The organism is Vibrio mytili (genome assembly GCF_000830505.1).
GTDB lineage: Bacteria > Pseudomonadota > Gammaproteobacteria > Enterobacterales > Vibrionaceae > Vibrio > Vibrio mytili.
In genome coordinates this window covers 11,694-37,606 of the sequence record NZ_JXOK01000078.1, presented here as the reverse complement: position 1 = coordinate 37,606, position 25,913 = coordinate 11,694, and the positions used below count along the sequence as shown (strand labels likewise).

The window sequence follows — 25,913 nt, the reverse complement described above, 5'->3', positions numbered from 1 at the left end:
TCCCCAAGGGTGTAACATTCATCATAATGGTCAATATCAAATATATATGTGGGTGAACTAAAAAAAAGCATAGTTCTTATAGGAGTAGTGTTTTCTTTGCTGATTGGGATCGATTTGGGGCGATGTTGGCAAACTCATATCTGCCCCAAAATCGTTTTCAGCTATAACATACATGTTAGAAGATAACCGGAATTTGCCCAAATCCTGCTCATGTGACGGCAACAACAATCATGCAGTAAAAATGATTTTTTATGTTGGCAAGGTCACTTCGGGACAGAAGCGCCTTAGATTCGCTTAACTGGTGTCCAAAATCGGTGGTACAGTTCATACCTTGAATTGAATGCCCTCAATTACGAACTTTCATGCATGACATTACTCTTTGTTTGCCTTCTTGTAATCACTCAGATTAATGACTCTACTCATATCCAAGGGGACGCTCTCAAATACCCATTCGCGCCAGTGTTTGACAAACTCTTCAGTTGAAAAAAAGAACGTTTTTCGATGCTTACTCTTACGAGGAAACTGATTGGCAAACAAATTAAACCCAAGTAGGTCAACATCCTCAAGTAACATGCCATCTTCATAGCAGTGGCGTTCAAGGTGCCAAAGCACGTCATTTATGTGTGCCTGCACGCTACGGTCTCCTCTAGGATGGAATGCACAATCATTCACCGCTCTGTCGTAATGGTCAATGCAGCTCTCAATCTCGACGGCATCGACACCACTTTGATTGGCTAAACTGTGAAAACATGCCTTAAGCATGGGTTCAAAGGTGTTGAGAAACTGATAAATATCACCTTTCTTACATGCAAGTACCGTAATACAAAAGCGGCTTTGATAGTCCATTGCCATTAAGTATTTTTTGCGTTTAATGGATACACAATGAAGTACCCATTGCCATTGAAATTGACCATTTTTGTCGGCATCAACCCCATTTGGGAAAATAGGCGTTTCAATTGATTCTGAGATGGTTTTATGTGGTGCAGGTTCTAGATCTGAACACTTTTGACCTTGACGTGTCACCGTAAAAAATTCAGCAGCAGCTTTAGTGCAGTTAAAGACTAACATATTGTATTTTCCAGCTTTAATAACATTGAATTTGGACAAGGCGGCTTAGATGCACTTAACTTGGCGTTTAAATCTGCTGTTGAGGTTCATAGCTCTCGATTTGATATCCGTTTGATTTTTGAGCTTAAATTTCCTCTGTTAATACCAAGCATTTTTGCAGCCTTTGTTTGATTGCCTCGGGTGTGGATCATCAACTCAGTAAATAGTGTTTCTAACACTATGGGCGTAACCCAAGACATATCAGGTGTTGCCGACAGACTATCAGACCATGTCGGATCTAACTCTAAGCGAAGTAGTTTCTTCAAATGATTTTTGTCGATTGGGGATAAATGGTTATTCATAGGTGTTCTGTTAAAAAGCGGATGTTAGTGGGTTAGTGAGAAACGATGCACTATATCCTTGCGGATCTAATGTGTCGAGCCTTAGTAACCTACCCAGATGTTCTCTTACCCTCTTAGCTCCGGGACAAAAGCGCCTTAGTTCATTCGTAAGCGCTTAATTCTCGACATCATTCCCAATTTTCAGTGAAGGCTCATAATGACCGCCGTCATTACCACTACAAGAGTTCTTCACTATGTCACTATCACCGGATACCTGGTTTGAACACATCCAGGCATGGATGCAAACCCAGCAAACTCAAGTTGACTATTGCCGTCATCATGGGCTTACCCCTCACCAGTTCACTTACTGGAAACAAAAATATCACGCCACTCAGCAAACTAACCAAGGAGAAACTCGGTCTGGATTTGTCGTGGCTCAATTCGAAACACGGATATCCACCCAGTCAGGGCCGACGATTTGCTTACCCGATGGAACTCAGATCACGGATGTCAGTGCCACGAATATCTTGATAGTTGCCCAACTTTTCAGGGAGCTTCGATAAATGCAGCCGACACTCCGACCAGCTCAGCACCTCAATTGCGTCTATCTTTATCGCGATCCGATTGATTTTCGCAAATCGCACCGGGGACTCAGTGCGCTTATTGAAATAGAGTTAGGCCACAACCCCTTCAGTGGCAACTTGTATGCTTTTACCAATAAGCGACGCAACAAAATCAAATGTCTCTTCTGGGAAAACAACGGCTTCGTGCTCTATTACAAAGCACTTGCTGAAGAAAAATTCAAGTGGCCCAAGCGAACAGATGAAGTCATTACACTCACGGGTCAACAGATAAACTGGCTGCTTGATGGTTACGATATCTCCTTGATGCAAGGGCATAAAAAGTTGGAATATGAGTCCTTATTTTAGCGACTTATTAACGGGAATTTGGTACAATAAACCCTGTTGAAAAAAGCCGTTAAAGGCAATTTGAATCATGACTTCCTCTTCTGAAAACCTGAGTGAAATAGAGCAACTTCGTGCTCAGTTAGCAGAAAAAGAAGCACAACTTCAAAACCAGTCTGAACGTTTGAAATCTCAGTCAGACCGCATTGCGATTTTAGAAGAAATCGTTCGCCACCTGAAAATCAAACGCTTTACCCCAAGTAGCGAGAAAACCCATCCTGGCCAGTTCCGGTTGTTTGACGAAGCGGAACTGTGTACCGATCCTGTGCTTGACGCTCATGAAAAGCAGGATGAAGACCAGAAGAAAAAGAACACATCTAAACCTCGTGGCCGTAAGCCACTGTCTAACGATTTACCGCGTGAACAAATCTTCCTGTACCTGACAGATGCAGAAAAAACTGGCGCTAAGAGCACCTTCTTCGCCAAAGTGAAAGAAGAGTTAGATATCGTACCCGCCAAAGTTCGTGTCCTGGAATACATGCAAGAAAAAGCGGTGTTCGACACAGAAGATGGCCAGACTATGGTGACAGCGCCGATGCCAAAGCATCCACTGCCAGGTTCACTGGGTAGCACCAGCCTGATTGCTCATACCATTACGTCTAAATATGTGGACGGTCTTCCGCTTTACCGAATCGAAAAAATGCTCAGCCGCTACGGTGGTGATATCTCCAGGGCCACACTCGCCAACTATGTGATGAAATCGGCGCAGGTGCTTCAGCCGTTGGTGAATCTGCTCAGGGAGCATCAAAATGCAGGCCATATCATTGCGATGGATGAAACTCGCATCCAGGTGTTGAAAGAGCCGGGTAAGCCAGCTACGTCCGACAAGCAGATGTGGGTATCACTGGGTGGGCCACCCAGTGAGCGGAGCGTTCTGTTCCATTATGACCCATCCCGAAGCGGAGAGGTTCCAATTACATTGCTTGACGGCTTTAAAGGTTACCTGCAAACCGATGGTTATGCGGGGTACAACGCTGCCTGCAAGAAATATCAGTTAACTCCAGTGGCTGTATGGATCATGCGCGCCGGAAATTTATTGAAGCGCAAGCGGCGCAGCCGAAAGGTAAAAAAGCCAAAGTTAGCAATGCCGATACCGCACTCAGGCATATTAATCAGCTTTATCATATTGAATGTCAGATAAATGAGCTGAAAGAAAAAGCGGGATACACCCCAGAGCAAGTCGTTGCTTATCGTCAAGAGCACAGTGTTCCGCTTTTGGATAAGCTGAAAATCTTCCTCGAAAATAATGCCAACAAAGTTCCCGCAGACAGTCTGACAGGCTTAGCGATCACTTATATGCGAAACCAGTGGGAAAAGCTTGTCGTGTACTGTACGAATGGCGAGTTACGTATCAGTAATATCTTGGCTGAAAACGCTATCCGCCCGTTCGTGGTAGGGAGAAGGGCATGGTTGTTTGCAGATAGCTCACAGGGGGCAAAAGCCAGTGCGGTCTGCTATAGCATTGTAGAAACGGCGAAGCTAAACGGCCTGGAGCCATATGAGTATCTTCATACTGTTCTGACGAACCTGCCGTATGCCGAAACAGTCGAACAAATCGAATCCCTTCTACCATGGAATATCGGTAAAGCCTAAAAGGCTTGCTGGTTCTGATCAATAACGCTGATAATTAATCGCTTACCAAAATCATTCTAGCTAACTTGGCTTGGTTGAAAGTCAGTCATTCGAAATAATAATACTTAACGCTATGATTTATAAATATAAAATAAAGGAAGACAAAGATTCATTAATGATAAATTTATTAGCTAATAACTCTTCCCTATTTACACTCGAAAATCTGTCATTGATCACATTAAGATTCGCGTATTTTTTGCCTAATTGCGTGGTTACCTATATACTAAATGGAGCAGTGAGGAGTAAAAGTTATTGCCATTCTACGCTCGATTATAATGACTAATGTGGTAGATAGCTCACCCTATACATTGTCAGGAGGAAAGTAACAATGGAAAAAGATGCTTTAGGTATATGCCTTTCACGAGACATGCTAAACGAGCATCTCCTTTCGACGTTTACTCATGTCCGGGCCTATGAATTAGAAACCGAAGATCATGAAAACTTACGTGTCTTGCTTGCGTTCCCACAAATGTCTGGAAAAGATGTACTCACAACAATGCAAGGGACCAAAAAGCTCATATGGCGCGCAGATTTCTTATGTCCCTACTATTCTCATAATATTCATATATAACATTATTGCTGGTTCGGGTTTTCGAATCAGCAATTCGACTTTTGTTACAACAAAATACTACTCAGCCCTGTCGAAAATCTATAATATAGAGCATTAACTCTAAACCTGATTCTGAACGGAAAGTATGAAGCCAAAATCACTCACTCTCTTGATGTGCTCATTGCTGGGTATTTCATCGGTATCCGCTGCGCCCATTTCGTTCCAGCAAGCTTGGGAAATTTTGCAGCAAAGTAACCATTCTTTAGCCGCTGAACGAGCCAATGTTGAACACTATCAGTACATGCAAGATTCAACGTTTAATTTGAATTTACCTTCCGTTACCGTCAGTGCAAACTACTACCTTTTCCATTTAGTTTTGAATGGTTAGTTCATCATAAGCCCGGTGAAGTTTGTTCCGGGCTTTGTCTACATCAAACAACCATTCGATGGATGCTTTCTCTGCATTGCGCATAGTCTCCCAAGCTTTAAGCTCCCGATGTAATTCCTCCCAACTCCCGATACGTCGATTAAGGCATTGCTGATTCATAACGCCGATCTCAATCTCCACCATGTTGAGCCAACTGGCATGAGGAGGGGTATAGTGGAAAGTGATTTTCCTTAATATTCGGCGAGCCTCTCCCGCAGGAAACGTGTGATAAAGTGCGCCAGCCTTGTGGGTGGTAAAATTGTCCAACACAACATGAATTTGGTCTGCATCCGGGTAATGTTCATCAACTAACTCTTTCATGCACCAAGCAAAGTCTTCGAACTTTTTGGTTTTTGTTGCTTTCGCATGTCGCCAACCATTATGTCGGTCATACATCAGGAAGATATTCGCTACCGCTTCCCTGCGATATACATAATCGATCCGTTCTGGTTGTCCAGGTTTAGCTGAAATAGGCTCTCTTGTATGGGAAACCATCTGCTTCATGGCCTCATCGAAGTTAATGACCGGCTCTTTGGGGTTGGCAGGTTGAGCATACAACTCCAAAACTTCTTCCATCTGTGCAATGAAGTCCGCATTAAGTTGACCAATACACCACATTTTCTTCTGCCATGGTTTGAGTTGATTTTCCTTAAGTCGCGAGCGGATTGTTTCCAGAGAAATACTTTCTAAGTCTGTCAAAGCAATCAGCCGGTCTGCAATTAAAGAAAGCGTCCATCGAGCGACCCCTTCAGGTGGCTTGGTACAGGCGATAGTGATAAGCGTGGCTTCCTCGCTTGAGCTTAATGCCTTCGACTGCCCAAGACGTTTTCCTTCTTCCAGTGCAGATTGTAGGCCTTCTTCAACAAAGCCGCGTTTGGTTCTATAGACCGTTGAAGTACTGGTATTTAAGAGCTGACATATTTCAGCGTCTGTATGTTGCCTGTGATTTGCCAGTAAAAGGATTTGGGCACGCTTTAGCTTTCTGGCGTTGTGCTTACCTTTACTGGTGAGTTCGTTAAGTTCAGCAATTTCTTCACAAGTCAGTTCAACACGGTAGGAAATATTCATGGCATTATAGGCTTCATTCTTAAAACCAATAATTGATCATACTCCGGTAAAAATGTCGATCTAAGATGGGAAAATGTCTGGAAAATGCACCAAAAAACAAGGGCAGTATCTGGCCTATATTTACTACTACACCAAAGTGAATGGACGAGCGCCAGCTCATGCAGATCTACAAGATTACTTTGAGGTATCACCACCAAGTGTTCATCAGATGTTATTGAAGCTTGAAGAGCGTGGATTGATAACGAAAGAAGCAGGTGTCAGCCGAAGTATCAAGGTGGTTATTGATGTAAAAGAGCTACCATTGGATTGGTAGCTCAATCGATCAGAATTAAATGGAAACGGTACTACATACGCTTAGATCAAGATGTCACACTATCCTTAAAACAAATCGAAAAAAGCAGCAATGCAAGTTTAGGGGCACTCAATAAACTGGGTTCCCTAACATCGACGATGACAGAACGCGATATCTTCAGTTCTTCCATTCGAGCCGTTTGGCCCATTTTTACAGGTGGCCGAATTACGGCAGCACAAACCGCTGCTGAAGGAAAAAAAGAAGAAGCACAAAGCCAGCTTGCCATGGTCATTCAAGCTCGCTATGAAGATCTAGCGAAGTATTACTACAGTGTGGTACTGGCAAAAGAAGTGCTTAATACTCGCATTGCCGTTGAACAAGGCCTAACCCAACACAGAGATAATGCCCCAAAGTTTGTTAACGTAATTACTCAGTGGTGAATCGTGCCACTGAGATCACCGTACTTTTGTTCATGGCTACCCGCTAAGAGAACGTGGCAGAAAACTCCCAAAAGCTGTCATTTTTTAACATTCCACCCTATATATCACATTTGCATAATGATTCACTTGGGTGATCATCCTGTTTGGCTAGGGCAGATCACTCAGCAACGAGTGTCGCCTATCCTATAAAATATTCACCTCTAGCATCTATGGAGCTACTCAATTACAGAGGATGCACTATTAGATCGAACATGAGCCCTACTATTTAAAGGTGCCATTTGAAGTTTTCTCTATGTACCAGACTATTTTCTACTATACATAAGGAAAGCATTTAGCTTTTCAGATGATTCCTTAATCGTCTCGATTTTCTCTTCTGATTCACTGGCTTCTTGATAAGATCGCTCAGCGTGGCGAATTGCTTCGTGGGAGTCAGATTTAATGATATCGAAGATCTGAGTAAGTTCAGACTGGCACTGAGTTAATTGTTCAGTAACTCCGGAAAGTGAGTTGGAAGAGCCTTCGATACCATCAATACTTGATAGCATTTGAGTAAACAGAGTTCGGGTCTCGTCAAGACTGGTTTGTGTCGTAAGGCTGAGTTTTCGAACCTCATCTGCTACAACCGCAAAACCTCTGCCATGCTCACCAGCTCTTGCCGCCTCTATTGCTGCGTTCAATGCCAGCAGATTGGTCTGATCCGCGATTTTTCCGATTTCATCCATAATAGTGTTCACCTGACTGCTGTGCTGAATCAGCGTCTGGACTTTATCCTGCGTATCTGAACGGAGTGCGGATTGCTGCCCTGTTTGTACTGCTAAATTATTCATCTGGCCTTCGAAGCACTATAGGTCTCAGATGATTTAATAATAATGTCGTGGATCTGCTTAAGGCTACTGGAGGTATGGGCAATTGCAGTTTCGTAGGTTTTTAGTTCCTCAATAAGGGCAGATTGAACAGCGATGATCTGCTCACTCCTTCTGTTTCCTAACTCGGCCTTGTATTGCATAGAAGACAATAGAGCGGACTCAAAAGGAGAATAGAGTTTCCGCTTGTCATCGCGCTTAAAAATAGCCAGCGCCGCTAATGTTTCATTTTGATGCAAACTAAAAGCGGTCTCTCCAAAGCTTGAGAACCCAGATGCCTTGATATCATCAAAACAATTTACGCGACCAAGTGAGCTACCATTATTGAGTCTGCGTAGTACGCAGTCATTCAGGAGCATGGTTTCAGGTTTGCTGCCTGAAAGGAACTGTCTTAAATCCTGTTCAGTCTGATTAGACAGCTCATGCTGCTTTACTATGTATAAGCGCTCGCCAAAGTCCATATCGCTAAAAAATGCAATGCTGCCGTCATCATTTACGTTTGCTATCGATTTGATAAATAGTTCGCCTGCCCGATTTTTAATCGCAAATGAGTGTTTTGATAAGTTGTCATTAAGTTGTGATTTGCTGCAAGAGAATAGCTGACAAAGTGCATTTACCGGGTTTACGACTTCCCAGCTTCCATGAATATTTACCGCTTTAAGTACACGGCTGGATGCATCAAAATCCACAATATCAAAAAAGTTGCTGGTGGCCTTAAAGTTGTGACTTTTGAAGATGTCGTAATAATAGTCAGGAGCAAGCTTACAGTAGAGCAGAACACATTTGTCCGAGTGCCCTTTCTCATTTAAGAAAACATCTGCACGTGAGAAATCAAGCTTCCCCCCTGCGCTACCTCCGATAAGGTGAGTCAGAGGAGCTGATGAGTTCAGCATCGCTTCCGAGAAGTAGGATTCCGCAGCAGTCAAGCCCGGGAAATAGATCAAACCAAAGGTGTCTCTGGTATCAATATTAAAAGGTACTTTTACAGTAGAAGATATTGACCTTTCTACGGCCTCAGCATCTTGTGATACAGGGATTTCGAAACTTGAAATCTTTTCTATCAGCGACTCAGGGAAAAAATGAAACAGAACCTGATTTGAGCCCGCAGATTGATTATAGAGCTCTGTTCCACCTAAAACTCCGGAGCTCATTAACACCAAACGATATGGGATATCAGAGAACTTTCTGCCAATTTCCCTGACCACATTATCCGGACTCGGGCAGTCTGGAGACAAGTAAGCGATGACAAGTCGGTGCTTTCCTTTGAGAGTAATACCAGATATTTGCTCCTGAGTAGAGACCAGAATTTCAACACTAGATTGATCCTGCTTATCTCTGGATTTAGTACTCTTCTTAAACAGTGAAACCATAATTGAGCTCTTTTTTAACCGTGTGACGTTTTGGGTCATAACCGGTCAATGCTAATACATGGTCAATACAAATATCAATGAGTTTTTATATGTAATTAGTGTCGATATGCATTCGACTTCACATTTTGCAAAATCGGATAAAATTCACCATCAGGTCTTAATGATTGCGCGTACTTTGTTTCCTGCCACGTTGATAGCCCTTGCTCTTTCTGCTGCATTATTAAGTCTGGGACAGAATTTTTAATCTTTGCCTAAGCACAAAAAGGTCACCGATATACTTGACTGGCTTATGCCTGGGAGCGAGGCTGTGCGTGGCATAGGTAGTCATGTTAACCACATAAGTTAAACGTGAAAAACTGGGTTCGTGCTGCAAGCTTCTGTCCAAAAGCTTCCACGATGGGCATCTCAGAAAGAGGTGCCGTTCGTCATTTTGGGATACCAAAAGTTATCCGAAGGTAGAATCCGCCCGAAGCCCCTAAATGATTTCTGTCCAGTAACGTGTTACATATCACGGTACGCATAAAAAATTCCAATTCTCATAGCAAAGCATAGAACCACCCTTTATATATGTATACATGTACAGTCCAGCGAGGTTGTTATGCTCTGCATCAAATCCACATCTGACTTTGAGATAGAAAGCGTCAAACACCCTAACTTCCCCTTACTAACTTGGGAGAGTGATAATTCAGAACTAGGGATTGAATCAGGAATGCTTTGTGTAGAGGCGATGCAGTTCTTGATATATGAATGCTTAAAACGAGGTCGGGTGAATAGTGAAAATACTTGGTGGACGTATGGCAATCATTTAGCTCAATTCCTGACGTTTTGTGAGCAGAACAACTTAGATTGGCGAGATATTTCCGAAAGCAGTGAAGATGAAATGTTAGTTAGTGCTTATCGTGACCTTTGTGTTGGTGAGTTTGGTATGTCAGTTAACTCAACCAACCAACATTTAAGAACGATAGTGCGTTTCTACTCTTATGGAGTTGGCAAGTGGTTTAAGTCATTACCTTACTCTTTAGAATCGGTTTCAGTGAATAAAGGGCAGCAATTTTTAGCCCATACCGAAAGAAATGGTGGTAAGAAGTACAGCTCTGATTTGATGATGAAAACCTTTGAGAAGAAAGCTCAGTTTTTGTCAGCTATTGAAGTGAAAGAACTGCTATCTGCGATTGAAAATCCAACCTTAAAGCTGATGGTTCGCTTATGTCTACAGACAGGTATCAGACGTAAAGAGCTGTTGTTGTTTCCGTTGCACGTAATACGAAAGCCAACTGGAAATCGAGCTTACTACGAGGTCAATATTTCGCGAACCAAAGGTGAGAAAGAGCGTAAGATACACATTCCAACACGACTGATGGAAGACTTGTGGCGTTATGTCAATGAGGCTCGTTTTCAGAAGCAGCAGGAGTCAGAAGTGGTATCAGATTGCTTGTTTTTAACGCCTGATGGTCAAGAGTGGACTTCTCAAGGCTCTGCTTTTGGTAAGGCTCTCAAGTCGCTTAATTTGCCCTTTCACGTATCACCGCACATGTTAAGACATACTTACGCAACGCACATGCTGAAAGGAATGTTAGAACATAAAAGCAGTAGATTTGAACCCTTGATGTACCTACAAGCTCGGCTTGGACATTCAAGTATTACAACCACGATGAAGTATTTGCATTTAGTTAATGATTTAGTCGATGACTTGTCTATTGAGTATCAACAACAGATTGATGCGATTGTGTAGGTGAAGTATGGCGAGACAAAGAAAAAAACTGTCAATTAACAAAAACAAGCTAAAGAAAACGTCGGCAGTAGAGCAACTACTGACACTGATCAAAATCGAGAAATAGAACGACCAATCAACCCTGTTGTGAACTATCCCAATATCGGTTCAAAAGGTGGTAATGGTACTAATTTTGACTTTAGTTCATATTACGGCGAAGGCTATGATGACATCACCAATCGAGCGTACTACACCGCAAAAGCACTACTGAAAAATACTGATGCTTTTACAGAGAGAACTCAATACGCTTATTTGACCGCTGGCTTTACCTATTTTGCTGAATACTTAACGATATTTAGGCATTCATTGGGTGAGGACTTGACGCAAGCTGATATTACCTCCAATTTAATAGAGCAATATTTGTTGCATCTCAAAGGCAGCAAGCTAGGGTATAACTCCCAAAAGAGTGTCTACACATACATCAAATCATTGCTGACACGTATGAAAGAAAAAGGCTACTGGCCTGCCATTGGTGACATCAACCTAAACAGTGATTTCTTTCCGAAGAGCCCATTTCCAAATTCAAATAAACGTGCAAAGGGCGCGAAACCCCTGACTTCCCATGAAAAAAGGCAGGTGGTAGTTGCGCTAAAACAAGCAATTAAGCCGATTTATCAAAAGACCGAACCACTAACAGGTTATCAGTTAACACTGTGTTTGTTAGCTGTGGCGATTCAGACAGGCATCAACACATCTCCGCTTCTCAATATGACTACCGAATCATTGAGTAACCATCCACTTAAAGATAATCGTAAGCTATTGACCGTATTTAAGAAACGAAGCAATGCAATGCAGTTACACAACTTGCGTAAATCAGAAAAACTTGAGGTAGTACAAGGGATAAAACTTGATGTTGCTTATCTAATTGAGTTGATGATTGAGCGCAATGCCCAAGTGAGAGAATTTACTGGTACCGACTTAATACTTTCCTATGAAACCTTACGAGGTGGACGAGGTGCGAAGAAAGGTACTGCTACTTCTCTTTCAGACCGATCATTGCTAAGTAATATTAACAAGTTCATCAAAGAATACGACTTAAAAGATGAAGATGGACGCACCATAAAACTTAATATAAGCCGTTTTCGCAAGACGTTCATCAATGGTATTTATGAGTTAAGTGGTGAGAGTTTGTTAATTGCTGCGCGGCAAGCCAAACACAGTGGGACAGGAACGCTTGACCACTACCTGCAAGCTCCTGAGCAATCAAAGCGCAACTTGGGCTTAATGGGTGAGATACGAGTTAAAGAGCTAACGTGCGCAGAGCCAAGCGTCCCTGTAGGGCATTGTAAAGACCCTAAGAATGGCGATAAAGCACCGAAAAATGGCTCGTTCTGTAATGACTTTTTAGGCTGCTTCCGCTGTAAAAGCTTCGTTATTACAGGTGATGATTTGTATAAACTCTTTAGTTTTTATTGGGCGATTATTCGAAGCCGTGACGAGTTTGGTCGTAAAGACTGGAAGCGTCATTTAAAAAATGTTCTAAGAATCGTAGATGAAGAAGTTGTCCCTGAATTTGCTAAGCTTGGCCAGCTACAGCGTGTAGAGGCTGAAAAAGAACGGGCAAGATCTAATCCACATCCGTACTGGCAAAACCTTGATATGTTGAAGGTGACGCAATGAGTTCAATTGAGTTAATACTCACGCAAGCTGAGTTTGCAATTCAGCAATGTCCAAAGCCAAGCACCAGTGCGCTTGAGCAAGTCATTGATGGCTCTCTAACGGGTATCGTGACCTACATTAAACTCGCCAATGGTGAATACCAAACGCTATCTCGATTTGAGGAAGATGTATGGGTGTTTCCTGCTAGTAAAGGTACGAAAGCAACTATAGCAAGTGCATTAAACCTTACTTTTTCTACGATTGATGATACTCAAATGAAGCGCATGGCAAAGTGGGTAATCTGGAGCAAATTCAAAAAGGGGTTAGCTCTTAATACTCATGTGAAAACATTGGACAAGTTGAAAAGTTATTTTCAGTGGGTTTTAAGTTCAGATACTACAGTTACACATGGGCTGACAGCTTTTACCTCAAATGCCTACGTTAGGCATGTAAATACCCTGCACTCAAAACGAAAAGGCGAGACTAAACCACTGACAGCAGTCACCAAGGTGGATAGATTCCGCGTTCTAGAAGACCTTTATTACCACTGCAAAGAGTTTGATTTTGTCAAAGAGCATCCTTGGCCTCAATCAACCGCTAATGAGCAAGCAGGGTATGTTGGTGAAGCGTATCGGGAAGCCATTACCAAAGGTAAGACCCCCATTATTCCAAATAAAGTGCTAATTCCGCTGTGCCAGTTTACTAAATCATACCTAGATAAAGCTGATGAAATTCTGAAATCGTCAAAAAAGAGAGAAACATTGCTACTGCGAGATAGCTGTATCTTCTGGCTGTTACTCACAACGGGTATGCGTATCCATGAAATATTAGGCATTAAGCGTGATGCGTATCGCTCTGAAACGAAAGGTGACACCACTTACTACCACATCGAAACTGTCTCTGAGAAAACACATACAGGGTTAGCTGAGTGGATTGCGCCAAGGATAGCCACGGAAGCGATTGATATTCTTGGCCGTTTGAGCGCTCCACTTCAAGATCAACTTGAGTGTGATTTACTAAAAGCGAAAGCAAGCAACGATCATGTGGAAGCACATCGACTTGAGGAAATCTCAAACCACATCTGCCTATCGAAAAACCTGGGAAAAGGAAACGCAATTTACCTATTGTCAGGGGTGGCAATGACTAACACTAGGTTGCCAAACTTATGTGAACAGATAGGGAGTAATTGGAACCTATCAGCGCACCAATTCAGACGTACCTTTGCTAATTATGCGGTTCACTCTGAATTAGGTGACTTGAGAGCATTAAAAGACCACTTTAAACATTGGTCAATTACCATGACCACTTTGTATGCCTTTAATGATGCTTTGGATGCTGAATTGTTTGAAGAAATGCTTCGAGAGAAATATCTGGTTGAAGAAGAAATTAAGCAAGATTGGTTTGAACTAGACATGCCTATCACTGGTGGCGACATAGCTCAAAACATCATGAAGGTCCGTGAGGATAAAGAGTTAATTAAATCTTTTGGCTCTCTTAGTGCTATGGCAAAGGCATACTCTAGCTCCATACCAATTCGCTCAACAGGTATTGGGTGGTGCACCAATGATGATGAGTGTAAGTGTGGTAAGCCTGATAGCTGTGAAAGCGGCATTGTAGATAAGCGACACCTGCCTTATTGGGAGGGAATGCTAGTGCAGCAAATGAAACTGATGCAATTGGATGATATTGGTGAAGCTGGTAGAGCGGCGGTAAAAAAAGGCATGGAACGCTGTGAAAAGGTTCTAGTGGCATTAGGTATTGATGTTGAAGCTATGAAGCAAGAGATTAACGAGAGAAAGGATATCGAGGTGATAAATGTCTAACCAGAAAGAAAAAGCGACACATAAAGCGGTTCGACTTGCCATTGTTCGAATCGAAAAAGGTCGTCCAAATACTGTTTCTCATAAACGTAAAATGAGTGTCGCTGCCGTTGCCGAAGAAGCAGGTGTAAGTCGAGCATTGATTCACCGTGACTGCCCTGAACTATTAGAGCGTATTAAAGGCGGTGTAAACAAAGACATTCGACAGCAACGTGATGCCAAACAAACTGAACTTAATAAATACAAAGACCGCAATCGAGAGTTGCGGTCTGAGGTGGCAGAATTGAAAGCTATGCTCGCTAAAGTTCAATCACAAAATGCTACGTTAATACGAAAAAACATGGCTCTGAGCAATGCTCGTGCGGACAATAGCAATGTAACGCAACTAATATACAGCTAATTGCCTGAATTTAATGGTAATAATTTCAAATTAAGGTTACTTTTGAGATGGTTAAAAACATCCAAAAGTGCAACCTTAAACAAAGTTATATAAAACAGAAGGTTAGCTACAGTTACATGTAACGAACTATTTATAATTAATGTAAATGGTCAGACTTTATTGGAATCGATCAAACTATATTGTCTTCCGACAACTAATTTTCAACAGTTACCACATTTTCAATAACAGCCCTATTCCTGATTTCAGTTTCCACCGGGGTATATAAATCTACATCGGTTGATGGTGTTTCAATCGACACAATCAATGAATAACGAGCTTGTTTATCATATCGTTCCAATTTTTTACGGGTTCTCCACCAACCCATTGCAGGATAAACAGCTAACAAACCTCGTTCAGCTAAATCAGCCGCAGTACCTTCCCAAACGTCTTTATGAATGGACCCTTTATTACGAAAATCACCTAATAGCCAGTTAGGATCTGGGGGAGGAGTTGACGAACCTTCTTCTTCAGCTCTAGCGGCTCGACTTAACCGTTTCAAAAATTCAGATTTCGACTCTGTCGGACGTTTTACATCAAAACGCAATTGATGACTTGGATAACGATATTTGCTTGATATGTTACGGCTAGAAGGATTAGGTTCAATAAAGTAAGACAGAGTAATAGTCATTTTTACTGGAACATCACCTAATTCGAAAAGCTGTGTTTTCGGCCAAGGGATATCATGGATATGCATATCTTTAGTCGATGGCTCTTTCCCTTTTATCCTTTCAAACGGTTGTAGCTCATCCTCAACAATCATTACCAACGAGTTACTTGCACTCCACAACGCTTTGCTGAGATTTGGAACACCATAACCAACACATCTGGCTAAATGTTGTGCTCGTTGCCGCGCGGTTTTCCCTGGATAGGAGAATTGACTAAGCATGCTTTCAGTCCAGTTCGCTGAATGAACAATTAAAGCTCTTACCGTTTCCGGCCATAGATTGGGATATGATGCACTTATCTCTGCGGCAAATTTTGCAGCTAACGCAGTTGCTGCACTAGTTGCATTAAATGTTGAAAACAGTCGTGTATGGAAGTCATGATGAGTAGTCAAAAGCTGCAGACTTGACATAGAAGCCGCTGAATAATCATCAACACCCATATTTCCACCTTCAAAAACGACCTCTGGTTTAATAGGCATTGAGTTCATCCAGGTCACAGAGGTAGTACTATATGGGCTCAACCCACCTTTGGGAGCAAGCAGAGTATAATTTTCCCCACCATCATCTGTTATCTGTGTTTTATTAGTGCATGCACCAACAGTCAAAACATTCCATGACTGACCAGGGTCATGAATATCTTGTAACTCATTGTATTGAGGATACTCTTTTAATTGGGTTAAATTTGCTTCAGTATTGCCAGCACAAACGACAAAAAAACGCGGATATAAATTCTCTCCGCTATAGTCAACTGCCAGTGCATCTAATTCTGAGGACCATGCTGATGGTTTACCTCGGTCTTTTGAATCTTTTGCTGATAAAGCAAGCGTATAAATTCGTTTTCTATCAAAATTTTCTATCTCAGATAACGAAATACCAGACGCTGTCACTTGCCCAAGGTGTTTATCTCTGTTATCACCAGGATAACGTAAAAGCTTAATGGATTCTAATTTGTGATTGATATTTATTCGGTCAGACGTTTCCAGAGCAGATGTCAAATCGCCCCAAATAGATAGCCCCGCCATTGAGGTTCCATGACCATTAGCATCAGCGTCATTCCAAGTAGGATCAACAACAAACATATCATTAGTATTAGAAACGGCAGATAAAAGAGGATGACCAACATTTATACCAGTATCTAATATAGAAATATATGGGACGCTGTCATCATCAAAATTGTATTCAACTCTTTCAATTAGTTCCTCAGCCCATTGGCGCTGATCTTCTATATCCAGAGAATCAAAAAATTCAGCTGTTGTTTTTGATTTACGTATTTCAGAAATTTTACTTAGAAGTGCAGCTGAACTTGCTAGCTGGTCTAAAGATGTCCTAACGAGTAATACCGTCCTTTCCGGAAATTCAAGTGTACTATCTGATACGGTTATTTCATGAATACCACAAAGCTTTTTAAAATCATTAATTACGGCGGGCCGATCATCACCCACAGGTAACCATATTTCAAACCAATCAACTTCCTGATTGGAAGTTGGAAATAGCTCTGGATTATCCGTCCAAAGGTTTTCTATAACAGTATTACGAATAGTGGAAACTGCGTTCAAAAGAACCGCGTGCTTAGGACCTGATTTATTGTCTTTACTTGAATTTAAGTATTCCGAAATTTTTTTCTCTAAAACCCCAAATTTCCCCAGAGGTACCAACACGTTTGCCACATAGATGTCTTCCTTTTGAACTACGCTCAGTAGCTCTATTCCACTGCGAACATCCGCTAATTTTTCAAATGCGATTTCAATACCAGGGAAACTTTCAAATGAGAGTTGAACTCCCACAGGAGTATCTAGTTCAATATTATCAATTTCTTCACTGATAGTTTCTTCGGCAACTTTCGCTAATGTTAACTGAGATGAAAGATTAGCACCATGAGAAGCTCGGTTTCTCTTTGGTATGGTAGGCGATATTATGACTTGTCTTGGATAGGTATATTTCTGTGCTTTCCCGTTCTTTCCTACAAATAAATGTTTTTTTCCTTCCATTATTCCTATCCATTAATACAAAATTTAAAACAGATCCTTTCTCATGTTTTTTCGATCTAAGATAGCATCTTTAACAGTGGTCAACGTGATTCGATCCGTTCCATTAATCAGCATATCTTTGATTGATTCATCCGCAGCTCGACTGATCTCTGCACTACTCAACTCTTTAGCTAACTCTGGCAATTTTTTCCATGGAAAGCTCTTTACTACATATGGCTTAAGTCTGTTTTTAAACAAAGTTATGATTTCGTCATCTTCTGGCAATTCGTACCGGATAACATCGTCAAACCGTCTAAATAACGCATTATCCAATATTTCAATATGATTAGTAGCACATACGATTAAACTATTAGACTCATCCTGTTCGATCATTTGAAGAAAGCTATTTAATATTCTGCGAGCTTCACCCACATCATTCTGAGAATTCCGCTGTGAACCTAGAGCGTCGAATTCATCAAAAAAATACACACCTCGAACATTGCTAATTGCATCGAAAACTTGTCTTAACTTAGCAGAAGATTCTCCCATAAACTTAGTTATCAATGCATCAAGTCTTACTTGAAACAAAGGATAATCCAATTCTCCAGCCAAGATTGATGCAGTAAACGTCTTACCTGTTCCTGGAGGACCAACCAATAGCACTTTTCGACGAGGAGACAATCCATGAGTTTTTAATTTCGTCATGAATTTTTGCTCTCTGACCAATCGCTCAAGCCGAACTTTCAAATCGTCTTTTGCAATCAAGTCAACAAGCCTGTTTTTAGGCTGAGACGCAAAAAGAAGTCCACTAGCATCCTGAACTCCTTTTGCAATTGAAATTGGGGCATTTTTATCTGCAGAAGACTTTTTCTTAGCTACTGTAACAAGATCTCGCAGCTCCTGCGCAAGTTTTCCATGACCACTACGAGCTTCATGTGCTGCGACTTGCAAAGCAATAGACATAAATCGGTCGTCATCCTTTTCTAGATGCGACTGCAACAATGCTTTTAATTGCTCTGAACTGGCCATAAGACGTCTTCTTTAAAATAAAATTGATATAACACTTAACTCTTATAGTTTGACACAGTACCTTAAAAACATCTATTCATTACGGTGTCTTTCAAGATAGCTGTCACTAACTGGTTAATTAGCGTTCAATTGATTTACCTAGATTCATATGAGTAGATGGGTTCAGGCCATATCTTTTGACAAGTATTACTTTTTGTATGTCTAAATGGACCGATTATCTGATGTCGTGTTTAACGGCGCAGCAAACTTTGGGGCAGAAATGAGTTTGGCAACATCGCCTCTGTTTGTCGCCTCTGTTAGATTCCAATCAGCACAGAAAGCACTACCTCTATAAGAACTATGCTTTAGTTCAGTTCACCCTTACAACCGTAGATATTAACCATTAAGACAGACGTTACACTTTCAAGGATGCATAACTTTATTGTTCCAAAACAACCAATAACTGGTGTAATATTAACCTTAAATTCTCTACTTACGAAAATGTACCTTTTCCAAAGTAGAGCTTGCAAAATTTAAAGGTCGAATAGTTTGCGACTCACTTTTCGCGCACGAGGGGCATAAAGTCACGTATAAGCACCTTTTTGAGTGGATAAAAGGAACGATAGCCGTCCTATTCTAAAACCATGATATACCGGGTGGTTTAGCAGTGGCGTTATCCATTTTGGCGAACTTTATTCTACATAGAGTTGTATGTTGGCAAACTTTATTTTACCTACACACTTTCATTTTCATATTTCGGTACAACAAGGTACGGAGGCGGAAAATCGTGGATTTAACTGAAATGGCACTAGTAGCAGCAGTACTTTCAACTCTTGGTTTTGCAGTTACCCTCATACGGCATGTCTTGTTTAAAAGGGAGTTCTATAAACTAAAAGAGGACATGAAAAAACACACTCTTGAGCACGCACGGTGTTAACGAGGAGCTATGGATTTCATTTGTTACGCGGTCACGTAAGATGCTTAGGTTCTGGAGGTGACATATGCTAAATAAAACAAAGTTTGAAAAAGTTCTAAGTAGAGTGATCAACAAAAACAGCGCTCGTTGCTCAAAGTGCAAGCGAATGTTTACTCAGCCATGTCATACCTTTGGTGGTCTCGATGCAGAGGGCAAAGTTCATAATGTGGCTCTATGCTGTAGAGACTATATTGTAGACATGCGCCATTATGGTGTTTATACAACCCTTCCTGAGAAGTGTCCAACCATTGGGGTCCACTTCTCTGTTAATACAGCAAAAGGTGAACGCCAGGCCAAAGAACTATTAGATTCCCACCCTAAAGACGCAAGCAGATATTCACTGTTCTAATGAAACAATGAGCAAAACCAAGAATGCACCACACGAACAAAGTGTAAAAGCAATTAAAAAAACAGCCAGATACAAAGCTGTTCCACTAAAACAAAGACTAAATCCACTTTATTGTCCCAAAAGAACATTCAAAGAGGAACCAATGTGTAACGGAAAAGTTATTTTTGTTAGCCAGAGAGAGGCTGAGACTATTCACCCAGAGCTCGGAGTAGCAATGATTTCTATCACCGATCCGGGAAAACCTTTAGCTGAACTCGGTTCCTGGGAGCTGATATACAGAGATTCTTTTTTTGATGGAGGCTATAGTGAAGACGCTATCCACATCCATAAAGATGAGTTTCGAATGCGCTATTGTTCTTATATTGATTCAGAACAGGCAGAGAAACTAAAAAATTTCATATCTCAACTAATCTCCTCTGGAGTGAATAAAATCTACGTTCACTGCTATTTTGGTCGTTCACGCAGCGGAGCTGTTGCTAAATACCTGGTGGATCAATTTGGTTTTGAAAGCAATAAACCAATTGAGAGCCCAAATATGACTGTATATAAATTGCTATGTAATCCAGTACGGTTTGAACCCTTGATCCAGCAATATGAACAAGCTGCTAAAGCTCCTAAAGAAGAAAAGCAACCAACAATATCCCAGAAGTTCGTAGATTTATTGATGGTAGCTTTAGGGCTTAAAAAATAACTAGTGAATGTGGCCCCCTACTCTCGATACAACGTGCATGAAAAGAAGAGAAACCAACATGGAATATCACGCTAACAACATAATAACTGCGGAACAACAAGGAGAGCTGATCACCGCAGAACAGATTAAGAGCAGTATAAAAACTAACGCGGCATCAGCCTATTTACTTAGTCTCCGCTCAAAGCTTAGCCGTCAAAAAATGGGTTACTTCCTGAATAATGTAGCCAAAATGACGGGCAACCAAAGCATGTTTCATTGTGACTGGGGGACAATGAGACGCCACCATGTCCAGGGTATTATTGACTTGCTGATTGATGCAGGAAGAGCCCCAGACACCATTAACACCTATCTTGCTGGGTTAAAAGGCGTCGCTCTTGAAGCATGGACAATGAAGCAGATTGATATGGAAAGTTATCACCATATCAAGCAAATAAAGAATGTGCGTGGCGAAAGAATTCCCAAAGGGAGAGCGCTAGAACGTCATGAAGTTGCCCAGCTTTTCAAAGTGTGTGATGAAGACTCACGATGTAAAGGAGTTAGAGATAGTGCAATTTTTGGGGTGCTTTTAGGCTGCGGTTTAAGGAGAAGTGAAATAGTGGCCCTAGATCTAGGTCATATAAATTGGCGAGAACAAGCAATTACAGTTATGGGGAAAGGTAATAAAGAACGATTGGCCTTTATGCCCGACGGAACGCTTAGAAGATTAAAATTGTGGGTTAATGATGTTCGAGGTGAACAGCCTGGGCCTCTTTTTCCAAGAATTCGACGACATGATGATGTACAAGACAGTCGAATGACAGATCAGGCAATCTACGAAATCTTGAGAACTAGACGAATGGAAGCTGGGTTAGAGCATTGCTCTCCTCATGACTTGCGTCGGACTTACGCGAACGACTTATTGGAAACTGGCGTTGATATCATGACCTTAAAGGATATGATGGGACATGCTAGCGTTACTACCACTCAACGGTATATTCGCATCAAAGATGAGCAAATGCGAAATGCAAGTAAGAGGTTGGTAATTTAACATGCTCGTATCATTCCTGACATGGTTTTTAGTTGGTTTGCTGCCCATTGTGCTGGTGGTCATTATTCAAAACCTTATTGGAAAGTTGTTAACCCCTATTGCGCTTAGCAATAAAGGCAGCCGGGGGGTGTACTTAGCTACAGCAGCTATTGGAGTGCCTATTCATGAACTCAGTCATGCTATTGCCGCGTTCCTTTTTCGGCACCGAATAACCAAAATAAAGTTTTTTGAATACACTGCTGGGCATGGCCGCTTGGGATACGTCGAGCATCAATGGAACGTGTTGTCACCGTTGCAAAATGTCGGGCTTTTCTTTATTGGTATTGCTCCTTTGATAGGAGCTGGTGCAGTTATATACTTAACTACAAAGCTAATGCTTCCAGGCTTATTGGATACGCTGGCTTGGCGTATAGTAGAAATTCCTATGGGAATAACGGGCGATCCAGTCAAAGATGCTTTCTATGCTGTGCAGTACGGCATTTCTGGTGCTGGTATTGCGATTCTTTCCGTGAGCTCGGAGCCTCAGTTCTGGCTCTGGATGCTGATCAGCAGCGTTGTGGCGTTTCACTCGACACCAAGCAAAGCTGATATGCAGAGCGCATGGAAGGGAGCGATAGCCGTAGGAGTGTTATTAACGGGGATTGTCTTCATTTTCGAGGCTTATTATCCACTAACCGAAATGGTGGTTGGTTATTGGCTTTACAGTGTATCTATTATGTCTGCCACAATTGTATTTTCTATGCCTTGGTGGGTAATATTGCTGATGATCGCTATGGTTTCAAAACGCTAGCTCTCTGTTTTTTTAGCTGTTCTCTCAAGCAAAGCGCTTTGGCGGAGTATTGCCAACACATCAGCAACCGTCATTTTCCATCCCATAGCAAGACGTCGAATGATAAACGAACCTAATTCAGTACGTTCTTGCGGATTAAACAAACACTGTTTAACCTGCCCTGCTTCTGATAAGGATAGTGAAATCCCTTCGGGTCCATTATGTTGCAATTTGAAACCTTTGTTACGCTTAGAACCGTGATAAGCCCCCTCAGATAAACGAGCAAGGCCGAACAGTACCTGAGTAAAGCTGGTAAGCTCATACCTTGTCAACTGGACGGAAATTTTTTCCTGCCAGTTTGCATCAGTGCCAAGAAGTGGCGCAATCTCGATTGTGACCGAAGGATATTCATCCTTTTGGGTCTCTGTATACTGGAACTGAACTACAACACGCTGGTGTTTGTTATAGATTTTAAAAGCTTCACCAAACAATTTAGTTTCGCTCATAACTAATCTTTCACCTCAAGTTGGGGTTCTAGGGATTTTCCCCTCTAAAAAGACATAATTCTCTGTAGACCACACCAATAAATGGCTGCGGAGGTGGGTTACTACTTATAAGTGTGGCAAATTAGGTAAATATCGTACATTTAATACGGAACAGCCCTGATATGGCCATCAAAAACGAAATTACTATTCTCACGAGAGCAGAACAGGCAAATCTTTATTCCCCACCCATTTTTTCAATCGAAGAACAACGTCTGTACTTTTCTCTGAACGATGCGGAATTGGCAGTTTTTCGGTCAATTCGTCTCAGAGCTCATAGATGTTACTTTGTCGCGATTTTGGGATACTTCAAATCAAAGCCCGTCATCCTAGATATCGCTTACTCGCAGGTTTCTAAGGATTTAATGTTCATCAGTAAAGAGCTGCTTGGCGGCAAGGGGCTCAGACCATTCACTCCCTCACAAAAACAAAAAGATCGACTCTACGCAAAAGTATTAGACCTTGCTGGTTATCACAAATGGGACGAAAGTCAGCACTTCAATTCTCTTTTCGACCACCTTGTTCAGGTGGGCAATGCCTGGCTGGAGCCGCGTTACCTCTTTGATACTGCTATTGAATTCCTAACCAGTCACAGCATTGCTATCCCTAGGTACACCGTACTCCAGAGACTGATAAGCAGAGCGATGCAGCAGGTCAGAAAAGACCTGGCGCACCAACTTAATCAACTCACCAGTCCTGAACTTCACGTCTTTCTGGACAGCATAACAGCCATTGATGACGGACTAAGCCTGAACCAGCTCAGAGGCGGTGCAAAAAGTCTGACCGTACCTGAACTTAAAAAAGAGCTTGCCCTTTATCATCAGTTAGCGCCATGGCGCACGCAAATCAATGGCGTTATCGATGGGCTTAATCTGTCTCTTAAAAATCGACAACACTTCGGTGAGCTCATCAACTATTACGGTAGTAAACTCAAACGATTCAAACGCGCACAGCAGCATCTATGGTTGCTATGTCACCTGACAGAGCGGATACAACTGGCACTGGAACGGTTAACTGATGGGTTCATTTACCATATCCGCAAGCAACAAGAAGCTGCCAACACCTTTGCACAACAAGCAGTGTTCCTGTCCTGGCAGTCAGCCGCGGACAATGTCACGAAAGCGGCAGAGTTACTGCATCTGTTTGTGGATGAGAACATTGATGATAATCAACCCTTCTCAGTAGTCAGACAACAGGCATTGAAGGTCATGAATGACAGGGATATCCAGACCCTCTGCCTTTACCTGAAAAAACAGAAACGGACCGTGGAAGAGTACCAGTGGCAACATTACGATGAACAATGCAATCTCCTGGAGCAACTGTTAAGGCAGGTGTTCTTGTGCCTTGAATGTGAGGCCGGTAAAGGCTCAGAAGCCGTCGTCGCCCAACTTCAACAGATGCAGACGGAAATCGCATTCGGTGGACCACTGAAGACGATGGATACGTCGCTCATCCCGAAAAAGCACCTCCCATGGTTGGTTAAACAGGATAACGTTAACCCGCAACGTTACGAATGGCTGCTCTACCGGCAGTTAACCTCACGACTGAATGGACGCATTTATTTGCCAAATGTTACCAAATACCGCGCACTGGAAGACGACCTGATCCCCCAGACATCGCAGGATACCTTGCTGGCCTCATCAACACTGGACAGACTAAAACAGCCCGCAGAGTTATTGTTACAGGAGAAACAACACCGGCTGGAAAGTGCACTCAAAGACGTTGCTCTCCATATTGATGAGGGAGACAATCGAAATGTGATCATGAAAAATCGTACCGGTACCCGCTGGCGTCTGCCGACCAAAAGCGCTACATCTCTGGTCAACAATCCCTTTTTTAAGCGAATGCAACCGGTCGGTATCGCGGATGTACTGCGGTATGTAGAGCGCGAAACCGGGTTCATGAAATGTCTGACTCATGTACTTCCGATACAAAAACAAGGGTTCACTCATCAGGATGATTTACTGGCCATTCTGATTGCCAACGCCACTCACCGTGGTGTGTATGGCATGGCGCAGATCTCCGATCGAAGCTATGAACACCTGAGTACGGTGCAGGCCAACTATATCCGGCCTGAAACGCTGCATGACGCCAGCGACGTGATCAATAATGCGGTTGCAGCGCTACCCATCTTCCGCCACTACCATATTCAGGAGGACCAGCTGCATGCCAGTGCGGATGGTCAGAAATTCGAAACCCATCTGGAAACCTTTAAAACCCGGTACTCCTCTAAGTATTTCGGCACCAACAAAGGGATCACGGCCATGACACTGGTGGCCAACCACAGCGCCCTCAATGCTCGGATCATCGGTTCCAACGAGCACGAATCACACTATATTTATGACCTGTTACAATCCAACAGCAGTGAAATCAAACCTGACGTACTCTCGACAGATACACACGGTGTCAATCATGTTAACTTCGCCTTACTGGATCTATGCGGTTACAGTTTTGCACCGCGATACGCGCAGTTCAGTAGTGTCATCAATGATCTGTTTGACGTAACTGAAAATGAACACGGCGGCACCAACCTTGCCCTGAAAAAGCCCATCAGGACGAATGTCATCGAAACGGGATGGCAGGATATTAGGCGCATTGTTCTGTCACTTCAGACAAAGCGAACGACACAGGCAATGCTGGTAAGAAAGTTGTCTGGTTATCCTTCGGGGCACCCGACATTACAGGCGCTGACGGAGTATAATCGACTGGTCAAAGCGCAATATTTACTGGATTACATAGACAATGCCAGTTTGCGGCAGTACGTTCAGCGTGCCTTAACCGGGGAGAAGCGTGGCACTTCCTGAGACGGGCTATTGCGTCGGTGAATGGCGATCAGTTCCGAGGCAAAAACGAGAGTGAAATCGCTATCTGGAATGAATGTGCAAGATTGCTTGCCAACGCGATCATCTACTTCAACTCCGCGATACTGAGTCATCTGCTGGGACACTTTGAAGCGAGAGGAGATGAAGAGAAAGCGGGTATCACTCGTGCTGTTTCGCCCGTTGCGTGGCAAAATATCAACTTAAGCGGAACGTATAACTTCACTAATACTGGGAAATTGCCCAATATTGGCGAAATAACAAGGCCGATAGTGGATGATTAGGCTCCAAGCTGAAAGTAAACCACCTCCGCAGCCATTTATTGGTGTGGTCTACAGAGGATTATGTCTTTTTAGAGGGGAAAATCCCTAGAACCCCAAGTTGCTTCGACAAAAGAGTGAGTGATCAAAAAGAAGTTAGAACTCATTTAGCGCCGGAACACGAGCTAATTAGTTATTTAGCAATATATGCAAGAA

Annotated in this window: 21 protein-coding genes and 4 pseudogenes; 17 read left to right on the top strand and 8 right to left on the bottom strand. The window is 42.4% G+C overall.

Annotated features, from left to right (window positions below):
• Positions 1 to 372: 372 nt before the first annotated feature.
• Together SU60_RS18760 and SU60_RS18755 are read right to left on the bottom strand one after the other, a co-directional pair.
• Entirely contained in the window at positions 373 to 1,068 is a 696-nt protein-coding gene (locus SU60_RS18760) for a DUF6933 domain-containing protein (RefSeq protein ID WP_041156861.1), read from the bottom strand.
• 86 nt (positions 1,069 to 1,154) lie between these two features.
• The gene (locus SU60_RS18755) at positions 1,155 to 1,409 is read right to left on the bottom strand and encodes a helix-turn-helix domain-containing protein (RefSeq protein WP_041156860.1); all 255 of its coding nucleotides are present in this window, start codon (positions 1,407 to 1,409) and stop codon (positions 1,155 to 1,157) included.
• 233 nt (positions 1,410 to 1,642) lie between these two features.
• Here SU60_RS18755 and tnpA point away from each other — a divergent pair, with 233 nt between their 5' ends.
• From tnpA to SU60_RS18730, 5 genes and pseudogenes are all read left to right on the top strand, one after another.
• The gene (gene tnpA, locus SU60_RS18750; RefSeq protein ID WP_041156859.1) at positions 1,643 to 1,951 is read left to right on the top strand and encodes an IS66 family insertion sequence element accessory protein TnpA; all 309 of its coding nucleotides are present in this window, start codon (positions 1,643 to 1,645) and stop codon (positions 1,949 to 1,951) included.
• A complete protein-coding gene (gene tnpB, locus SU60_RS18745) occupies positions 1,952 to 2,317 on the top strand; it encodes an IS66 family insertion sequence element accessory protein TnpB (protein WP_041156858.1) in 366 nt (121 codons plus the stop codon).
• A 67-nt stretch (positions 2,318 to 2,384) separates the two neighbouring features.
• A pseudogene (tnpC, locus tag SU60_RS18740) lies at positions 2,385 to 3,946 on the top strand (IS66 family transposase).
• A gap of 367 nt (positions 3,947 to 4,313) precedes the next feature.
• Positions 4,314 to 4,556 (top strand): hypothetical protein, encoded by a 243-nt coding sequence (locus tag SU60_RS18735; protein WP_041156857.1) that lies wholly within the window; start codon positions 4,314 to 4,316, stop codon positions 4,554 to 4,556.
• A gap of 124 nt (positions 4,557 to 4,680) precedes the next feature.
• A pseudogene (locus SU60_RS18730) lies at positions 4,681 to 4,893 on the top strand (TolC family protein); the annotation flags it as partial.
• Between the two features lie 12 nt (positions 4,894 to 4,905).
• Here the strand turns inward: SU60_RS18730 and SU60_RS18725 are convergent.
• Positions 4,906 to 6,030, bottom strand: coding sequence for an IS630 family transposase (locus SU60_RS18725; protein ID WP_041156855.1), 1,125 nt, complete (start codon positions 6,028 to 6,030; stop codon positions 4,906 to 4,908).
• Positions 6,031 to 6,103: 73 nt separating this feature from the next.
• On the opposite strand from SU60_RS18725, the gene SU60_RS18720 reads away from it, so the two are divergent.
• Together SU60_RS18720 and SU60_RS18715 are read left to right on the top strand one after the other, a co-directional pair.
• Complete coding sequence (locus tag SU60_RS18720; protein ID WP_041156854.1) at positions 6,104 to 6,343, top strand: LexA family protein; 240 nt, start codon at positions 6,104 to 6,106, stop codon at positions 6,341 to 6,343.
• A 32-nt stretch (positions 6,344 to 6,375) separates the two neighbouring features.
• Positions 6,376 to 6,735, top strand: a pseudogene (locus SU60_RS18715) (TolC family protein); the annotation flags it as partial.
• A 329-nt stretch (positions 6,736 to 7,064) separates the two neighbouring features.
• Here SU60_RS18715 and SU60_RS18710 read toward each other — a convergent pair.
• Positions 7,065 to 7,589: a methyl-accepting chemotaxis protein gene (locus SU60_RS18710; protein WP_041156852.1), complete on the bottom strand. Its 525-nt coding sequence runs from the start codon at positions 7,587 to 7,589 to the stop codon at positions 7,065 to 7,067.
• The gene (locus SU60_RS18705; protein ID WP_041156851.1) at positions 7,586 to 8,995 is read right to left on the bottom strand and encodes an FIST signal transduction protein; all 1,410 of its coding nucleotides are present in this window, start codon (positions 8,993 to 8,995) and stop codon (positions 7,586 to 7,588) included. Before SU60_RS18705 ends, SU60_RS18710 begins: the two co-directional genes overlap by 4 nt.
• A gap of 598 nt (positions 8,996 to 9,593) precedes the next feature.
• Here SU60_RS18705 and SU60_RS18700 point away from each other — a divergent pair.
• From SU60_RS18700 to SU60_RS18685, 4 genes are all read left to right on the top strand, one after another.
• Entirely contained in the window at positions 9,594 to 10,727 is a 1,134-nt protein-coding gene (locus SU60_RS18700) for a tyrosine-type recombinase/integrase (RefSeq protein WP_041156850.1), read from the top strand.
• A 126-nt stretch (positions 10,728 to 10,853) separates the two neighbouring features.
• On the top strand, positions 10,854 to 12,386 hold the full coding sequence (locus SU60_RS18695) for a hypothetical protein (RefSeq protein ID WP_209419724.1): 1,533 nt from the start codon (positions 10,854 to 10,856) through the stop codon (positions 12,384 to 12,386).
• Positions 12,383 to 14,188 carry a site-specific integrase gene (locus tag SU60_RS18690; RefSeq protein WP_041156849.1) on the top strand — a complete coding sequence of 602 codons (1,806 nt, stop codon included), beginning with the start codon at positions 12,383 to 12,385 and terminating at the stop codon, positions 14,186 to 14,188. Before SU60_RS18695 ends, SU60_RS18690 begins: the two co-directional genes overlap by 4 nt.
• The gene (locus SU60_RS18685) at positions 14,181 to 14,585 is read left to right on the top strand and encodes a hypothetical protein (RefSeq protein ID WP_041156848.1); all 405 of its coding nucleotides are present in this window, start codon (positions 14,181 to 14,183) and stop codon (positions 14,583 to 14,585) included. Before SU60_RS18690 ends, SU60_RS18685 begins: the two co-directional genes overlap by 8 nt.
• Positions 14,586 to 14,778: 193 nt before the next feature.
• On the opposite strand, the gene SU60_RS18680 is transcribed toward SU60_RS18685, so the two are convergent.
• Together SU60_RS18680 and SU60_RS18675 are read right to left on the bottom strand one after the other, a co-directional pair.
• Positions 14,779 to 17,277: a S8 family peptidase gene (locus tag SU60_RS18680; protein WP_041156847.1), complete on the bottom strand. Its 2,499-nt coding sequence runs from the start codon at positions 17,275 to 17,277 to the stop codon at positions 14,779 to 14,781.
• Positions 17,278 to 17,301: 24 nt separating this feature from the next.
• Positions 17,302 to 18,285, bottom strand: a complete 984-nt coding sequence (locus SU60_RS18675) for an AAA family ATPase (RefSeq protein WP_041156846.1) — start codon at positions 18,283 to 18,285, stop codon at positions 17,302 to 17,304.
• A gap of 205 nt (positions 18,286 to 18,490) precedes the next feature.
• On the opposite strand from SU60_RS18675, the gene SU60_RS22695 reads away from it, so the two are divergent.
• From SU60_RS22695 to SU60_RS18650, 5 genes are all read left to right on the top strand, one after another.
• The gene (locus SU60_RS22695) at positions 18,491 to 18,619 is read left to right on the top strand and encodes a hypothetical protein (RefSeq protein ID WP_280806735.1); all 129 of its coding nucleotides are present in this window, start codon (positions 18,491 to 18,493) and stop codon (positions 18,617 to 18,619) included.
• Between the two features lie 727 nt (positions 18,620 to 19,346).
• Complete coding sequence (locus SU60_RS18665; protein WP_245228438.1) at positions 19,347 to 19,589, top strand: hypothetical protein; 243 nt, start codon at positions 19,347 to 19,349, stop codon at positions 19,587 to 19,589.
• 7 nt (positions 19,590 to 19,596) lie between these two features.
• Positions 19,597 to 20,280: a dual specificity protein phosphatase family protein gene (locus tag SU60_RS18660; protein ID WP_243750276.1), complete on the top strand. Its 684-nt coding sequence runs from the start codon at positions 19,597 to 19,599 to the stop codon at positions 20,278 to 20,280.
• 58 nt (positions 20,281 to 20,338) lie between these two features.
• Positions 20,339 to 21,307 carry a tyrosine-type recombinase/integrase gene (locus tag SU60_RS18655; RefSeq protein WP_089204968.1) on the top strand — a complete coding sequence of 323 codons (969 nt, stop codon included), beginning with the start codon at positions 20,339 to 20,341 and terminating at the stop codon, positions 21,305 to 21,307.
• Position 21,308: 1 nt separating this feature from the next.
• On the top strand, positions 21,309 to 22,097 hold the full coding sequence (locus tag SU60_RS18650) for a hypothetical protein (protein WP_041156844.1): 789 nt from the start codon (positions 21,309 to 21,311) through the stop codon (positions 22,095 to 22,097).
• Here the strand turns inward: SU60_RS18650 and SU60_RS18645 are convergent.
• Positions 22,094 to 22,582 (bottom strand): hypothetical protein, encoded by a 489-nt coding sequence (locus tag SU60_RS18645; RefSeq protein ID WP_032073030.1) that lies wholly within the window; start codon positions 22,580 to 22,582, stop codon positions 22,094 to 22,096. The two genes, SU60_RS18650 and SU60_RS18645, sit on opposite strands and share 4 nt — an antisense overlap.
• Before the next feature lie 161 nt (positions 22,583 to 22,743).
• Here SU60_RS18645 and SU60_RS18640 point away from each other — a divergent pair.
• Positions 22,744 to 25,721, top strand: a pseudogene (locus SU60_RS18640) (Tn3-like element ISShfr9 family transposase).
• The last annotated feature ends 192 nt before the right edge of the window (positions 25,722 to 25,913 follow it).